The following is a 15,958-nucleotide window of genomic DNA, read 5'->3' on the forward strand; positions in this document are numbered from 1 at the left end:
GCAACCGGACCACAGGGTGCAACAGGCGTTGCCGGTCCTACAGGTGCGGCAGGCGTCACCGGTGCGACTGGCGGCTTCAGCCAAGTTTACTTAGCTGGCGAGACGATCGTCTCGGCAGATGATGACGGCAACCGCAGCTTCGCACAGGTGCAAGTGATATGTGACGATGCGGCCGACACTCTTATAAATGTGTCCTATCAAGTGACAGACAATACCGGCACAGCGGGCAATGTGAACGTAAGGGCGGCCATTACCGGTAGCTATCCAGACTTCACAGCTAACCCGCCCAATTGGACAGTGGAAGCAACGTCTACATCGCAAGTGTTCGGTACAGGATTTGGTGGGCCGGGAGTCAATTGGCAATTGCGAGCGTCGGCAGTTTGCGCGCGGCCATGAGTGATGCGAAGCGTGGTTTACCGTCACAAAATATTGGAAGCCATCCGGACTCACATCAGAGTAGTTATGGCCAAGCCCTTGAGGAGTTTTCGTATAGGTGGACATGAGCGCAGATTAACCCCTCTGTGTATGCGTGATTCTGGTGTCCTTAATTTCCTGCTTCAGCACGCGTGAGCTTACAACTGTTCTCAACACCGACGTGATTGTGAGGCTTTAGCAACACCTGCGTATACCTTCGGTAGTACCCCCCAACATACGGCTGCGTCTGCCATGCAGCTACCACTGAGTAGTCTGAAAACTCGACACCCACGCTAGTGAGCACGCTGAAGTCTATTCTGCGTGGCCCCTCAGGCTCCAACAGCACCCAGGACCGAGCAACTCTGTCACAGGACTCAAGTGCAAGGGTTGCCACTGCTAGTCGATGGGATCCTTTATAGCCTCCGATAAACCAAGGTTGGGCAACCGAAGCCGCGCCCAAGTGATATAGCAAACCAGGTGATCGACCACTTAAATCGATCAAAGGGGTACCTGATAGAAAACCAGAACGTATCGCTTTATCGTGCGCTTCTTGTAAATAATCGGCGCTAACGGGTGACAAGAACAGAGGACCGCCTTTTCCCGCCAAAACCACTTCCTCCGCTAAGCCGGCGGAAATTGACGGCTGTCGATACGGCAAACTCAGTGTTTGGTTTAACAAGCCCGCCGTAATAATTTGAGCCCCTAAAATCACCGGGGTGACGAGGTTCCAGCCTCCGTCTCGGTTCACAAGAGGCTGAAAAAGCACAATTGCAGCGAACACCCAGAAAAGTGAGGCTGCTCCAGCCGACCACCAGTAGTTATTATTGCTACCAAAAGCCGCCACCCAAGGGAGGAAGGATAACAGTGCCAGATCGCTCCAGCTGACTACCGCAGAGGTGTTGATGTTCCTCACCAAACGGCCAAGAAGGAGAATAACTACGCTAGTGGCGGGAATCGCCAACATTAACGCCCTGCGATGGAAGCCTTGAAATGATGAGGCATCGAGCCAACCCCCGGCAAAAAGTAGGCAGATGCTACTCATAACGCAGCAGATGATGAGAGATAGACCTGAAAACAACTTCGAGCCCGCAAGTTGCAAGAACACCGCCAGCGAGCAGATGGTAATCACTGCTGCTGCTATCAAGAACTGCGAACTCGTTAGAGCGATGTGATCTATACGCAGCGCCGATATCAGACCATGCCCACCCTCTAGAAGTGTTGCAAGACGCATGCCCTCTGAGATCTTCGCATAGAATTCAATTATTGAAACACCAAACAGATAGGGAGCGATGGCTAGTATTCCGGATGCAACCGCGATCGAAAGAAGCACTCCTCGCGAGTTCCATTTCCCTGACAACCAGAGATAAGTCAACGCAGTGGGTGCAAGCGCAGCTGCCGAACTTGGCTTCGCCAAAAATACGAGTGCACCGGCGAATCCCAAAAGCATGTATGCGTTACTGCATCTTCTTGATAAGCCCTCAAATTTTTCAATCAAGATCAAGGCCACAGCAGCTAGGGTCAGCCCTTGAACAGCAAGAGTGTTGTAGTTAGGCGTGATGAGCCAACCATCAAATAACGCGAACGCAACGGTCGCCGAGGCTGATGCGATAACATGACGCCTTAAACGCGATGTGGCGGACGTAGGTGGATCAAGTGCGATAAGCGAGAGAGCCAGCCAATAAGCCAGTCCGAAGGTGACGCCGATATTCGCAACTCTCAGGAGATGAACGTCGCCCGCAAAAACTGTGTATAGCGGATGCCATACGAAACCAAAGTAACTGACGAGCCAGTCCCAGGCGAACGGGGTCGATATCCAGTTGAGGTAAAAACCTTCGTCGGTGAAGTCAAAGCCATGAGCGCTATAACGAGTCATCACCCACAGTAGCGATAGTGACGAGACAAGCAGAAATACGGGTGGGGCGGCAAAGTGAAGCGGAGGAAACCTCAATCTTCCCCCTTGAACTTAAATTTTATAGCGTATTCAGTCACCAAGAATCCCTCGCCATTAGATGGTAACAGTAACTATATGGGGCTTATATGTTAGGCGCGTTCAAAAAGAGACCATCAGTAATACTTGAGGTTTTCCCTGATGCGGTCTTGATGGCCGCTAGGCGCATTCTCCAGTGCGCGCATACAGAATTCCCTCAGAAGCTCATGCCGTTCACCCGCGTAATACCCCGCCACCGCTAGCGCATCCCATAGCCGCCAATCGTAGATCGTCCTATCAACAAACAAAAGATCACCGTTCGGATCGGTGACTATACGGCGATACAGCATATAAGCGGTGTTGTGCTGCCCTTTGTTACGGTATCGCTCGGCCAGATCGAACAATGCTTCCGCCCTCAAAGGCCTGAATTCAAAGGCGGCGAGGTAGTCGTCGGTAGCGCCTGTCAGCTTCGCGATCTGGTAGTACGACCAGTAAACCTCTTCCTCCCAACCCCCAAGCGCAATGCGCCCACGATAGGCTTCTATCGCCTTATCCTTTTCACCACAGTCCCGATAGCTCTCGCCCAAGTAGAACTGATACCTATTACGCAGGCGTCCGGGATCACCAGCTAACTCTCTCTCAAGAATCGCAGCGTTCTTGGCGTACTTTTCCTTAACATTGTCCCATCGAAAACCATCTTTGTAGTGCCATGCTTTTACGCCATCCAACGTCAACCGAGTTTGTATTCCGTCCGCCGCGGGATAATTGTGCACAACAGATTCAAATCGCCAGCCCAGTTTGTCAGATAGAATGCCCGGTCTAGCAAATGCCCAGTTCTCACTGAAGTAGACCCAGTAACTGATCACATCAGCGTGGGCGGTGATGTGGTCAGACAATCTGCCGCTAATATCGAGAACTTCGTCAGCATCAATGCAGAAATGATAGTCAGCACTACCCTTAGCAGCGTTGATCACAAGCGACCGATTTTGAGCGAAATTCTGCCAAGGATCTCGGAGCAATTGTCCAGGAAGATGCCCAAGCACCTCCTGAACGATTTCTGATGATCGATCGCTACCGTTACAGTTCACTACCCAGGTGTCGATATGGTTGACGACAGACTCAAGGCAGCGGCGGATAACTCGCTCCTCGTTACCAACCACCATATTCAGGCATATGCTGACCATATATGCGTCGCTCCGTTCCCCAGCGGACATCCGTCTGCTTAGTAATCAATCAGCTCTATTACTTGGAGAGCCCACCAGATCTTGAGCTCTTCGCACCCGCCTGCGCTCGGCGAGTGAAGGACGAAGTGCATAGAACAATACTTCCAAAGCCCTAACGACGAAGAATCGTACCCTACCAACGAAACCAAGATAGCGCGTGTGTTCTGTATTCCCTCCAATTATCAGTCTAGGGCATATGAACAATTTACCGCCAGTCGATTTAATGGATTCATTGAAAGGCACATGTTCGCAGATATCGACCCCTGCGTAAGAACCGGCATATCTTGAGTTACGAATGGCTTCCCTGCGATAAAGGGCCAACCCACCAAAAGCACTATCAACGCTAATCCATTCAGAATCCGCTGGTATCGATTTCATTCTTCGATGCAAGGCCCTGTCTAGGGCGGAGAGATGGCTGAACCCTTGCGATTCCAGGCGCGCCACATCTACTCGATAGTCATTCGGGCACCATTCTTTGTGCCTTAGCGCAAAAATATCGTAGTAGTATTCATGATGATTTGCGAACAAGGCGTCCCAACCTACGCCACTCAGTAGCCGCCTCATGTCACCAGAATCAAGGTGTTGCACTACCCCATCAAAGTCGGCTACGCATAGGTGCTTAACGTGGTCGTACCCGGAATAGTCATCTAATTCCTGTAAGTAACGATTACGACACTTAGCTAGCCGACCTGTTCTTGAAGGAAGGCTATCCGCGAGATTTCCAAGCGATACGAAGCGAAAGTTTTCATCTATCTCAGCCAACTCACTTAATAGAACAACCGTATCGTCTGTACTATCCGATTCAACAAGGAAAACACAAACACTCACTCCAAGAAATGCACTTCGCAAAGCGTCGAGGTCTTCGAGCAATGTGCGCATTACGTTTCGAACACATCCGACGATCAACACTGCAGGTTCGTCATTATTGGGGCTGTGCATTTCTTCAAGCTTCAAATGTTCTATGCCTCGTCAGCTCGGGGATATCATCAATATCTACTCTTTCCTGCTGTGGCTTACTTGCGAGTGCCGCTGATGATCTTCGAGTATCAGCGACTCATGCCGCAGCGTTACTAACCATGCGATGGGTTTACTGAGCCAAAGTACCGGCTTCCAGAAAATTCGGTTAATTGGCCGCTCTGTCAATGCGTGATAACTCCGTCCATCAGAAACTACATGCATACCCAGTTCCCGAGCTAACCATTCTAATGTTCGCAATGAGAAAAAGCCGATGTGCTGACCATGCTCTGCTCCCAAGTACCACCAACTTTGTGGGGGAATACTATTTTCAGCTCGTAACTGTGTTGAGAACAGAACGAAGGATGAGATCTTGACCATTTGCCTTATCTCTTCCAGTGGGTTCTCCAGATGCTCGAATACTTCAAAAGCGGTTAGGGCAAGGTGCTCTCGGGACTGTTTGCTGTCGTACTCAAACCCTCTCGCGAACAAGTTGTCTGAATACTTGTCCATCCATCGTGCATCGACACCGCGATCTCGCAGGAGACGGACTAGCACACCCCATCCACCTGCAAAATCGACAGCTTGCTTTTCTCCACCGGCGAAGACGCTCAACACTGCGATCGTGACATCAGTGTTTCTAAGATTTCGCTCCATAATGCCTGTATCGGAGGAATTGATGGGGTGTTCGTAGGCTATGCCCAACCATGTGGGAGTCTCGGTTTGCAGATAATCGCATGTTTGGCACTTGTAATACGCGATCTCAAGATCAAGCAGCGGTCCTTTGAAGACGTATTGAGACTGGGCTCCGCACAGCCGACATTTACACGACACTTTCTCAACAGTATTATCGGACGTTGTGGCCATCTAGTGTTTCCGCGCCTTTTTTCTAAGGCTTTCTAACCACCTGAAAAGTCGAATGCTTAGAGGACGCTTTGAATTGAACATCGTTGCAAAAACATACTCGTCTGCGACTTGAGAGGCCTGCTGTAGCCGGGGAGCCTTGCACTCTCCCATACTTCCAACTGACATATTCGCGAACGCACTGTCTTTAGAAACCGTATGGGTAGCATCAGCTCCGAAACCAATGTTACTCACTAAATTTACTTGCGGAGTCACGACCAAGCCCTTGTTCCACCAGATGGAGGCCGCCCAAGAGTAGTCCCATGTATCAATCTTATTCCCGCGAACACGGTGCAGAATTTTCTCCCAGTATGTCCTTTCCCTTTGATTTGGGTGGAGTGAAGCCCATTCTGCAGAGGACAGAAGCTCGGGCAGGAAAGTCAGATTTCCATCGTATGAACGCCAGGCCCGGCGCCAAGTCGCCCAACCCCATACATGCATGTACTTCGAATAGTAGTAGGTGCTAGCGTCGGGAAGCCAGTCGTTCTGGAAATTATTTCCTGTAATAGCAAACACTTGCTCTACATTACGATATCTCGACAGCATCTGCTCACAAAAGTGAAAGAAGTCCCGACCAGGTATACAGTCGTCTTCAAGTATTATTCCTTCTTCTTCATTATCAAAGAACCAATCGATAGCTGAAGCAACGCCGGCTTTACAACCTAGATTTACCTCACTTATCCGCTTCTCGACTCGGCACGGCCAATCCACTGTCTCGATCTTGCTTCGCACGGTTTCGACGAGCGCTTCCTCACCATCCACGCCTACTCGAGGTCCATCACACGCAAAGTAAATTCTGGAGGGCTTCACATCCCGCAGCGCAGCAATAAGCCTTTCGAGGCAAGTGGGCCTATTGAAAGCAATTATCAAAATTGGCGGGACTAACATTCTTGAGCCAATCTCCGTGTTAATTCACTTGCTTTGATGGAGGGGGAGGTTCTGGTGACTCTGATAACTCGAGCCACTACTCATCTGAAAAGGCCGCTCAACTTTCGTAGTATTCTTTTGAAACTCTCCGGGGCATACCTGCCAAGAAGCGCTTTTAAACCGAAGTCATCGGGCAGAACTGCGCGATAGTCAGTGGTATTTCTAATTTCCCAGTAATCATGTCTGAACGGATGCCGGCTGGAAGTGTGCCAGGGTTTCACGCTACCCGAGAAATGGATGACGGTTGGATCAACCATCGCCGTCTCCAGAGCTTTTCTATCACCACAAGTTAATGATCGTCGGAAGGTTGCGTCAAAGAAAATCGATTGAAAGTTATACTTGGGCGCGATGTGTTTGAACTCCCCCTTCAAAACTAGGTTTAAACCGCATTGGTCGACGAATTCTATCTTCTCCGGGGTCTCCCGAATCTGATCGATGACTGTGCGCGAGAAATTGGATTCACGCATCCCAATAAGATCCATAACCATAACACCAGAGTTGAGGTAGCTCGCATGTGCGGGAAATCCGAGCTGACGAGGCCTGTCCGACCCATAATCGATACAAGCACCCACCAGCGCTCCCTCCAAGTCGATATTGAATAAGTCATCCAAAGGACCTCGCACGATAATATCTGAATCAAGGTACAAGACTCTCTCTACATCTATGAGCTCTGGGATCAAAAGTCTGAAATAGTTTTCCCGCTTAAAATGGTGCGACACTACCAAATCAGACAAAACAGAATCGGCTACCTTTACATCTGTGATCTCTACAGACAAACCAGCCGAAGCATGATTCAAGAATGCGAATAGCGAATTTTCAATGTCGGTATTTAAGATGTAAAAACATAATCTCGATTTAGTTTTTGCAGTCTGCAGAATAGATGCTATCGCGGTGGCAATATGAGCAGCATACGAATGGTTTCCGGCTAAGACGATATACATTGATGCAACCTAAGTCTTCCGCGCTACTGCCAAATAGTTCATTACATCACTTCCCTGCCTTCGTTCGACCTTCATAAAAAACCAGTTAATCAGCGGAACAACCCACCTTGTTACTATCGAGCCAGACAGCTCAGTAGCCAGGCGTCTCCCAATGTTAGCGGCGTTGGTTCCTTGCCTAGTAACTTGAATATCATCAAAGCCAGCCTTTCGCAGTAAATACTCCAGCCCATACTCGGTATACCGAAAAAAGTCTCGCGGCTCTTCATGTAGCTGCTCAGACATTGGTACCGTAATACAGATTGATCCGCCGCCTCTGAGAACCCGATACGCCTCCGAGAGTGCAAGATAGGGTTCTTCGAGATGCTCGAACACCTGAAAGCTGACCACAACGTCGACTGACAGTTCAGCCAGAGGAATGCTGTATGCAGACGCACAAATATCCAGGTGTATGTTCTCTAAGTCCGCATCAATGCCTATATACCTTACTGAACTATCGACTAAACCAGCATATGGCTTAGAACCACAGCCAATATCAAGTAGTGTTGAGCCGGCAGCAACGCAGTTTAAGAATGCTTCAATGTCCGAGGTTAGATAATAGAACTGAAGAAAAAGAGGATTGCTTAGCTTCCTCTCGTCACTCAATGATCGGTGTCTATACATTTAGTAGCACTTTTATTGTTTCGAAGCATTTGAGAGCGGTGCCCGACTACGGAATATGAAATGAAGATGCGCGCCTAACTCATAAACTTTCAAACTCTCATATAAGTATTCGAGTGTGGTACCACGACGGTATAGCAAAATAGCTATGGCTGTAGACAGGCTATACGAAACGAGTGTTGCCCAGGCGGCGCCCGCCGCCCCTGAGTCGGGGATCCATAGGTAGTTCAGAAGCACGTTCAAGAAGGCGCTAAACACTTGAGCGATGAGAACAACCTGAAGACGGTTTTCCAGTAACAACCACCTGCTCCACACCAATCCTATTGCGATCGAAATCCCTGAGAAGGCGTGTATCTGCAAGCAAATCACGGCGCTTGCATAATCATCTCCGAATAGGGTTAGTACAACCTGCTCCGCAAAGAGGAAAAGAAGAGTGGTGCAAACAATGGCAAGCCAAATTACTACTGAATAGAGGGCGATCCACCCCTTCCTGCCTTGCATGCTACTAGCCGCACTTAGTCTTGAAATCGTAGGGAACGCAGAGCCAACAATAATTGTGGGCAGAAAGACCCATAGCTCACTTAATGTGGCGGCAGCAGCATAGACCCCCAATTCCCTTTCATTACTTAGAAAAGGAATCATCAAAAGATCCACTTTCATGGACATGAAGACACAAATGCCGGCAATAAAAGCTGGCCAGCCGTCTTTCAACAAAGATTTAATGACAGTTGAATCTACAGTCAAGTTGATCTTGCCGCCGAGTGAGCGCTTCAAATAAAAAGAGACGAGCAGAGCAGACGTTACGGCAAACTCCAAGATAATCAGATAAACGAAGATCGAGAGAGTTGCCCCGCTTAGAACTGCCAAGAGTTTCAGGATTCCAACGAATATAGCGGATATGCTCGCAGCTATAACCGATAGCCTTGAATTGGTGTTTGCTTCGTTGTAACAGCGCATCACTGCAGCCGGTAGAAACGGAATCACAAACGCTGCCCACAGCCATGGCACAGAAAGAACGTTATCAGCTAATATTCCGATCGAAGCTAAAACCAAAATGGCCAACAGGATTATCGCCGCACCCAGCGCTTGCAATGCTAGCGCAGAGCCCAAAACAGCACCAACCGCTCGTGTTCGCAGAGATAGCTCGCGAACAATAATCCCGTCTAAACCGAGAGAGCAGAGAACGGCGTAGAATGCCGTCACAGCATACACATAGGAATATCGGCCATACTCTTCAGGACCAAGATGCCTGGCCACTAACAACCCCACCACGATACCAAGCAGAACTTTGATAGCCCTTTCTACTAACAACCAAGCGCTATTACGCAGGACTCGGTTCATAGGGCTAAACAGTCATACGAGGAAGGAAGCGGAAAAGATAGGTGCCTAAGCAAACGGCTGTCTAAGCACAATAGTCTCAACCCGATCGGGGCCGGTAGAAATGATATCGATGGGCGCTCCCACCACTTCTTCGATCTTGAGAATGTAGTCGCGCGCTGCTTGCGGTAACGCCTCCAGCGACTTAGCGCCCAGTGTCGAATCCTGCCAGCCCGGCACCATTTCATACACCGGCACCAAGCCTTCGTAATCGTCGGAGTCAACGGGGTTGGGCACCGGGTTGCCGTCCTGATCGGCGTAGCCCACACAAATCTGAATAGTCTCCAAGCCGTCCAGCACATCCAGTTTGGTGAGGCACAAGCCGCTCACCGAGTTGATGTTCACCGCGTTACGCAGGGCGACCGCATCGAACCATCCGCAGCGGCGCGGCCTACCGGTGGTTGCGCCAAATTCGTGGCCTTTCTCGGCGAGGTGGGCGCCGGTCTCATCAAACAGCTCTGTCGGGAATGGCCCTGAGCCCACGCGAGTTGTATATGCCTTGGTAATACCCAACACGTAGTCCAAAAACAGCGGGCCAAAACCTGAACCTGTTGCAGTACCGCCCGCGGTCGTATTGGAGCTGGTCACGAAGGGGTAAGTACCGTGATCAATATCCAGCAGCGAGCCCTGAGCACCCTCAAACAGTATCTTTGCGTTGGTCTGGCGATACTCATGCAGCATGGCGGTGACATCTGCCATCATCGGCAGCAGCTGCTCGCCCATCTTCAGCGTGCTGGCCAGCACCTGATCGACATCCAGCGGTTCTAACTGGTAGTAATGCTTGAGCTGAAAGTTATGGTACTCCATGACCTCGGTGAGCTTACGTGCAAATCGTGCCTCGTTCTGCAAATCGCCCAGACGCAAGCCACGCCTCGCAACCTTGTCTTCGTAGGCCGGGCCAATGCCTCGCCCGGTAGTGCCGATCTTTGCATTGCCACGCTTGGCCTCGCGAGCCTGATCCAGGGCCACGTGATACGGCAAGATTAATGGGCAAGCGGGAGACAGTTTCAGACGCTCTCGCACCGGCACACCGGTTTCTTCCAGCCCCTCAATCTCCTTGAGCAGTGCATCGGGCGCCAAAACAACACCGTTACCAATCAGGCACTGCACTCCATCGCGCAAAATACCCGAGGGTATGAGATGCAGAACGGTTTTCTCGCCGTCGATCACCAAGGTATGACCAGCATTATGGCCGCCTTGAAAGCGCACAACTGCGCTAACCTGCTCAGTCAGCAAATCAACAATCTTACCTTTGCCCTCATCACCCCATTGGGTGCCCAGGACGACGACGTTTTTACTCATGTGGTGTTGCTCGCACTCGATTAATCATTAATGGGCTTCACAACCCATTGTGTATTTTCTGCCACCAGCCGCCGATCGCATCGCGGATCAGCCTCGCTGCCCAGCATATTGATCACTACCTCGCCCTGCGCCCGCAGCGCAGCTACGGCACGAATCAATTCTGCATCGTCTACTGCCGGAGCGCTGATTGCCCCCGGCTGCGCTTGCTCGTCTTGCGTCAACAGCCGAACGACCGCCTTAAGGTCTGTGGCAAAACCGGTTGCGGGTCGGGCGCGGCCAAACACTTCGCCGACATTGTCATAGCGCCCGCCATTGGCCAGAGCCTGACCATGTCCGTCGACATAGGCCGCAAAGACGATCCCTGTGTGATAGTGATAGCCCCTGAGCTCGGCGAGGTCAAAATAGATGCCGATGTCGTTATGTTGGTTTCTGATGATGGCTGCAATCTGCTCGAGGGCACCAATGGCAGTCACCGCAGCAGGGGCCACATCGGCGAACGCCTCTCGCGCTCGCGCCAAAACAGTGTCATCCCCATGCAGTTCTAACAGGGCAAGAATCATTTCTGCACTGTCAGGAGAGACGCGCTCCAGGATCTCTTCCAGATCAGGCTTGGACTTGCGCTGCAGGGCGTCAAACACCTGTTCCTCGGTGGCGTCATCTAATTCCGCAGCCTTTAGCACGGCTTCATAAACGCCAACATGACCAAGATCCAAAGTGAGAGTCTTGTCCGCCTTACACACCCCCGCGGCTCCCAGCGTCGCCAGCATCAGCCCGATCACTTCAGCATCAGCGGCGAGACTGCCATCACCGTAGAGTTCAGCACCCAGCTGAATGGGCGAACGCGAGGCCATGGGCGTCTTGGGCCGCGTGTGGAGTGTAGATCCGGCGTAGCACAGGCGTGTCACTGCATCGCTGCCCAGGCTGTGGGCATCTATGCGAGCCACCTGCGGTGTGATGTCAGCGCGCACGCCCAAGGAGCGCCCACTAAGCTGGTCTGTCATCTTAAAAGTGAGAAGGTCGAGATCCGCGCCCAAGCCAACGAGCAGCGACTCGGTGAATTCCACAAGCGGAGGAATCACCAGCTCGTAACCCCAACTACAGAAGAGGTCCAGCAAATCCCGACGCAGTTGTTCCACACGGGCAGCCTGTCCGGGCAGAACTTCCTCGATGCCATCCGGCAACTGCCAGCGATCAGTGCTCGTCATAACCGGCGTCCTAATTCACCAGATAGAGTAGAAACAAGCCGAACAGCATACTGCCCAACCCAAAATTTCGAATGTGCCTGTCTTCCATTTGCGCGATGGTAGCAATGGCCTGACGCCACCGGCGGGGGCTGAGAAACGGCAGCACGCCTTCGATCACGAAAACCAGTGCGACGGCCACGGGGAGGACATCCCAAAACGTCATAATTGCCCTCTCAAGGAAGCGCCACAAAAAACCGCGGGTCCACGCCCTCCTGCCGGAAGGAGCAAAGCCCACGGTTGACGGATTCTACCACAGGGCGCATGCCCTGCATGGGAATTATTTGGATGCAAATCGGGGCGCCATAGCGCCCCGCTTGTGGCTAGCTGCCGCCTTTCGGATCCTTCAGATAGCGGAAGAACTCAGAGTCAGGCTGAATCAGCAATACATCCCCGGACCCCTGGAAGGCATCCTGATAGGCGCGCAAGCTGCGCGTAAAGGAGTAGAACTCGGGATCCTGATTGAACGAGTCAGCGTAAATGCGTGTCGCCTCTGCATCCCCATCACCACGTATCTGTTCAGCGTCTCGGTAGGCGTTGGCGGAGATGACAGTCACCTCGCGGTCTGCTGCCGCCTGAATACCCTCAGCCAGCTCGCGGCCCTGGGCGCGGTGCTCTCGCGCTTCCTTCTCACGCTCTGCGTTCATACGACGATACACCGACTCCGACACATCGGGCGGCAGGTCGATTTGCTTTACGCGAACGTCTACAACCTCCACGCCCAGCTCGTCTCTCGCAACAACGTCCAGCTGGGCCGTAATGGCCTCCATCAGCTGGTCACGCTCACCGGACACAACCTCCTGAATAGTCCGCACCGCAACCTGGTTGCGAAGGCCGTCGTTGATGCGCTGCGATAACAGGCCCATGGCACGGCTCTCTTCACCGTTTGTCGCGGTATAGAACTTGGCCGTGTCGGCCACGCGAAACTTGGCGTAGGAGTCAACAATGAGTGCTTTCTTCTCCTGCGTGAAGAAACGCTCTGGCTGGGAGTCTACGGTCAGCACCCGGCCGTCGAACTTACGAACGTTGTTCACAAAAGGCACTTTGAAATGGAGGCCCGGCGTGATGTCGGGATCCACAACCTCACCAAAACGCAAGAGTACGCCGCGCTCGGTTTCCTTGATCACATACAGCGAGTTGCTGAGTACAAACAGACCCAACACAGCCACCAGGATGATCGTTACATTACGTCCAGACATATCAACGGCCTCCTCTGCGAGAGTTGCTTGCGGCAGCGTCGCGACGAATCTGCTCGGTAACCGCATCGGTCAGCTCGCGAATGTTGGAGCTGTCGACGCTCAGTCCACCGGCGCTACCGCGCGCCGCCGCGGCACCACCTGCCAGCTTGTCCAACGGCAGGTACATCATGTTGTTACCACCCTCAACATCCACCATAACCTTGCTGGTGTTGCTGAACACGCCCTGCACGGCCTCGAGGTATAAACGCTCTCGGGTGACGTCTGGCGCCTTGCGGTACTCCGCAAGTAGCTTGTTGAAACGGTCGGCCTCACCCTCAGCATTAGCGATGACCTGTTCCTTATACGCGCTGGCCTCCTCAATCTGGCGCTGAGCCGCACCACGCGCCTCGGGCACGATGCCGTTGGCGTAGGCTTGGGCCTCGTTCTTGACCCGCTCTTCGTCTTCTCGCGCCTTGATCACATCGTCAAACGCAGCCTGTACCTGTGACGGCGGCTTGGACTCATCCACGTTCACTTTGCTGATGAGAATACCTGTCTGATACATGTTGATGTATTCCTGCAGGCGCTGCTGAACATCGACCGCTATCTGGGCACGACCTTCTGTAAGAACACGGTCCATGCTGCTGCCACCGACCACATGGCGCAGTGCGCTCTGGGCGGCATGCTGCAGCGAGTTCTCGGGGTCGCGCACTTCCAGCACGAACAGCGTCGGGTCGTCGATCACGTATTGCACCGACAGGCTGACCTCAACGATGTTCTCGTCTTGGGTCAGCATGATCTCGCGGAAGCTCGCGGCACGCACTTTGGTTGTGTTGACCTTGATGACCGTATCGATCAGCGGTGGATTCCACTGCAGACCCGGGCGAACGGTCTCGTGATACTTGCCAAAACGCAGCACAACGGCACGTTCCTGCTCATCAACCTGATAGAAGCCCATCGCGCCCCAAACCAGCAGGCCCACAATGACAATAACACCCAGCATGGCGGCAGAAACGCCGCCGCCAGTGCTCCCGGAGCCACCCGAGCGACCGCCAAACAGCCCCCCCATGCGCTCCTGAAATTTCTTCAGTACTTCATCGAGATCGGGCGGTCCTTGATCACCGCCGCCCCATGGATCGCGTGGCTTGTTGTTGCCGCCACCCGGCTCGTTCCAAGACATACCTAACTCCTGGTAAATAGTCGCGAAATTCTAACAGGTTATACGAATGAAGGGGTTGCTTAGGCCTAAACCGAAGCACGATGCTCGCTGGACATAAGTCGGTCCCAGTCGGCCCTGGGTAATCGCACACTGATATGCGCCAGTCCATCCTCAGAGTGCCTCTCCTGTTCCACGGCACCCAGCTGATACAACGCAGCGCGAAGCTTACCCTGGGATGGTGAGAGCGTGAGCTCTTCGCTCACCATATCGGTGCCAACCAATTCGGCCACCGCATCCAATAACAGCGCCTGACCCTCACCAGTCACTGCACTCAGCCACACGCGCTCAGGTTTGCCGTCGGGGCTTCTGTCGATACGCGGTGCCTGCTCCAACAAGTCGATCTTGTTGTACACCTTCAATTGCGGAATCTTGTCTGCGCCGATCTCGGCCAGCACTTCCTGGACCTGAAACACGGCCTCGTCACGCTCCTCGCTGGCTGCATCAATAACGTGCAGTAGCAAGTCGGCATTGAGGGTTTCTTCCAAGGTTGCCTTGAACGCCTCAACGAGTTTGTGGGGCAAATGAGAGATGAAACCCACGGTGTCTGCCAGGATTATTGGCCCTGCGTGCTCAAGCTCCAGGCGGCGAAGCGTCGGATCCAGCGTGGCGAACAGTTGGTCGGCGGCGTAAACGTCTGACTCGGTAAGGCGATTAAACAATGTGGACTTGCCGGCATTGGTGTAGCCCACCAGCGACACTGTGGGGATTTCTGCACGGCGTCGGGAACGCCGACCCTGATCGCGCTGGCGACGCACTTTCTCCAGTCGCGCCGTAATCGACTTGATGCGGGCGCGTAGCAAGCGACGGTCAGTCTCAAGCTGGGTTTCACCCGGGCCCCTCAGCCCGATACCACCCTTCTGGCGCTCCAAGTGTGTCCAGCCACGTACCAATCGCGTGCTCATGTGCTGGAGCTGCGCCAGCTCCACCTGCAACTTACCCTCATGGGTTCGGGCGCGCTGTGCGAAGATATCGAGGATCAACCCGGTGCGATCCAGCACACGACACTTCAACTCTTGCTCTAGATTCCGCTCCTGACTGGGACTGAGCGCGTGATTGAACATCACGACTTCCGCCTCCCGTGTACGCACTTCATGCGCAATCTCTTCCAACTTGCCGGCACCCACAAAGGTTCGCGGGTGGGGTGTTTCACGCTGCCCCATGACATAGGCCACGGGGTCGCCACCGGCCGACAACACGAGCTCCTCGAATTCCCTGGGGTCTTCGCGCTCACTCTCGCTGTAGAGATTCAGATGGACAAGTACTGCCCGCTCTCCCGAGTCGGGACGATCAAAAAACAAGGCTACCTCGGTCGAACAGGCATTGTGGCGGCCAAGGGCCGCCACAAGTATTCAGATCAGCTACCGGATTCATCTTCCGGCGGATTTTGCATGGGCATGCGGACCACACGGGATGGGACCACCGTGGAAATCGCATGCTTGTAGACCATCTGGCTCACGGTGTTCTTCAATAGCACGACGAATTGATCAAAAGACTCGATCTGCCCCTGCAGTTTGATGCCATTGACCAGATAGATGGAAACGGGAACCCGTTCCTTACGCAGTATATTCAGGTAAGGGTCTTGTAGCGTGTGCCCCTTTGACATAATTAGCTCCTATCAGGCTCAAATCGAGCCAAAAAAAATAAAACTGGCCTCTTACAACGGGCCCTCGGTACGACTGCTATCCAGTATAGGAC

General features: G+C 52.8%; 15 protein-coding genes and 1 pseudogene. 1 reads left to right on the top strand and 15 read right to left on the bottom strand.

Annotated elements, in window-relative coordinates:
• Positions 1–396 (top strand): annotated as a pseudogene (locus IE089_RS15740) (hypothetical protein); the annotation flags it as partial.
• Positions 397–544: 148 nt separating this feature from the next.
• On the opposite strand, the gene IE089_RS14750 reads toward IE089_RS15740, so the two are convergent.
• From IE089_RS14750 to hfq, 15 genes are all read right to left on the bottom strand, one after another.
• Entirely contained in the window at positions 545–2,290 is a 1,746-nt protein-coding gene (locus tag IE089_RS14750) for a hypothetical protein (protein ID WP_189478624.1), read from the bottom strand.
• A 188-nt stretch (positions 2,291–2,478) separates the two neighbouring features.
• Positions 2,479–3,525 carry a glycosyltransferase gene (locus IE089_RS14755; protein WP_189478625.1) on the bottom strand — a complete coding sequence of 349 codons (1,047 nt, stop codon included), beginning with the start codon at positions 3,523–3,525 and terminating at the stop codon, positions 2,479–2,481.
• A gap of 45 nt (positions 3,526–3,570) precedes the next feature.
• Positions 3,571–4,518 carry a hypothetical protein gene (locus IE089_RS14760; protein WP_189478626.1) on the bottom strand — a complete coding sequence of 316 codons (948 nt, stop codon included), beginning with the start codon at positions 4,516–4,518 and terminating at the stop codon, positions 3,571–3,573.
• Positions 4,519–4,557: 39 nt separating this feature from the next.
• The gene (locus IE089_RS14765; RefSeq protein WP_189478627.1) at positions 4,558–5,385 is read right to left on the bottom strand and encodes a class I SAM-dependent methyltransferase; all 828 of its coding nucleotides are present in this window, start codon (positions 5,383–5,385) and stop codon (positions 4,558–4,560) included.
• Positions 5,386–6,183 (bottom strand): glycosyltransferase family 2 protein, encoded by a 798-nt coding sequence (locus IE089_RS14770; RefSeq protein ID WP_189478628.1) that lies wholly within the window; start codon positions 6,181–6,183, stop codon positions 5,386–5,388.
• A gap of 206 nt (positions 6,184–6,389) precedes the next feature.
• Entirely contained in the window at positions 6,390–7,289 is a 900-nt protein-coding gene (locus IE089_RS14775) for a glycosyltransferase family 8 protein (protein ID WP_189478629.1), read from the bottom strand.
• Positions 7,290–7,298: 9 nt separating this feature from the next.
• Entirely contained in the window at positions 7,299–7,931 is a 633-nt protein-coding gene (locus tag IE089_RS14780) for a class I SAM-dependent methyltransferase (protein ID WP_189478630.1), read from the bottom strand.
• Between the two features lie 30 nt (positions 7,932–7,961).
• On the bottom strand, positions 7,962–9,287 hold the full coding sequence (locus IE089_RS14785; RefSeq protein ID WP_189478631.1) for a flippase: 1,326 nt from the start codon (positions 9,285–9,287) through the stop codon (positions 7,962–7,964).
• 45 nt (positions 9,288–9,332) lie between these two features.
• A complete protein-coding gene (locus IE089_RS14790; RefSeq protein ID WP_189478632.1) occupies positions 9,333–10,625 on the bottom strand; it encodes an adenylosuccinate synthase in 1,293 nt (430 codons plus the stop codon).
• A gap of 20 nt (positions 10,626–10,645) precedes the next feature.
• The gene (locus tag IE089_RS14795) at positions 10,646–11,830 is read right to left on the bottom strand and encodes an ATP phosphoribosyltransferase regulatory subunit (protein WP_189478633.1); all 1,185 of its coding nucleotides are present in this window, start codon (positions 11,828–11,830) and stop codon (positions 10,646–10,648) included.
• 10 nt (positions 11,831–11,840) lie between these two features.
• A complete protein-coding gene (locus IE089_RS14800) occupies positions 11,841–12,032 on the bottom strand; it encodes a DUF2065 domain-containing protein (protein ID WP_189478634.1) in 192 nt (63 codons plus the stop codon).
• A 157-nt stretch (positions 12,033–12,189) separates the two neighbouring features.
• A complete protein-coding gene (gene hflC / locus IE089_RS14805; protein ID WP_189478635.1) occupies positions 12,190–13,065 on the bottom strand; it encodes a protease modulator HflC in 876 nt (291 codons plus the stop codon).
• 1 nt (position 13,066) lies between these two features.
• Entirely contained in the window at positions 13,067–14,224 is a 1,158-nt protein-coding gene (gene hflK / locus IE089_RS14810) for an FtsH protease activity modulator HflK (RefSeq protein ID WP_189478636.1), read from the bottom strand.
• Positions 14,225–14,289: 65 nt separating this feature from the next.
• On the bottom strand, positions 14,290–15,561 hold the full coding sequence (gene hflX / locus IE089_RS14815; protein WP_189478697.1) for a ribosome rescue GTPase HflX: 1,272 nt from the start codon (positions 15,559–15,561) through the stop codon (positions 14,290–14,292).
• Between the two features lie 56 nt (positions 15,562–15,617).
• Positions 15,618–15,866, bottom strand: a complete 249-nt coding sequence (hfq, locus tag IE089_RS14820) for an RNA chaperone Hfq (protein ID WP_189478637.1) — start codon at positions 15,864–15,866, stop codon at positions 15,618–15,620.
• Positions 15,867–15,958 lie beyond the last annotated feature (92 nt).

This window comes from Parahalioglobus pacificus (genome assembly GCF_014652275.1).
Classification (GTDB): domain Bacteria; phylum Pseudomonadota; class Gammaproteobacteria; order Pseudomonadales; family Halieaceae; genus Parahalioglobus; species Parahalioglobus pacificus.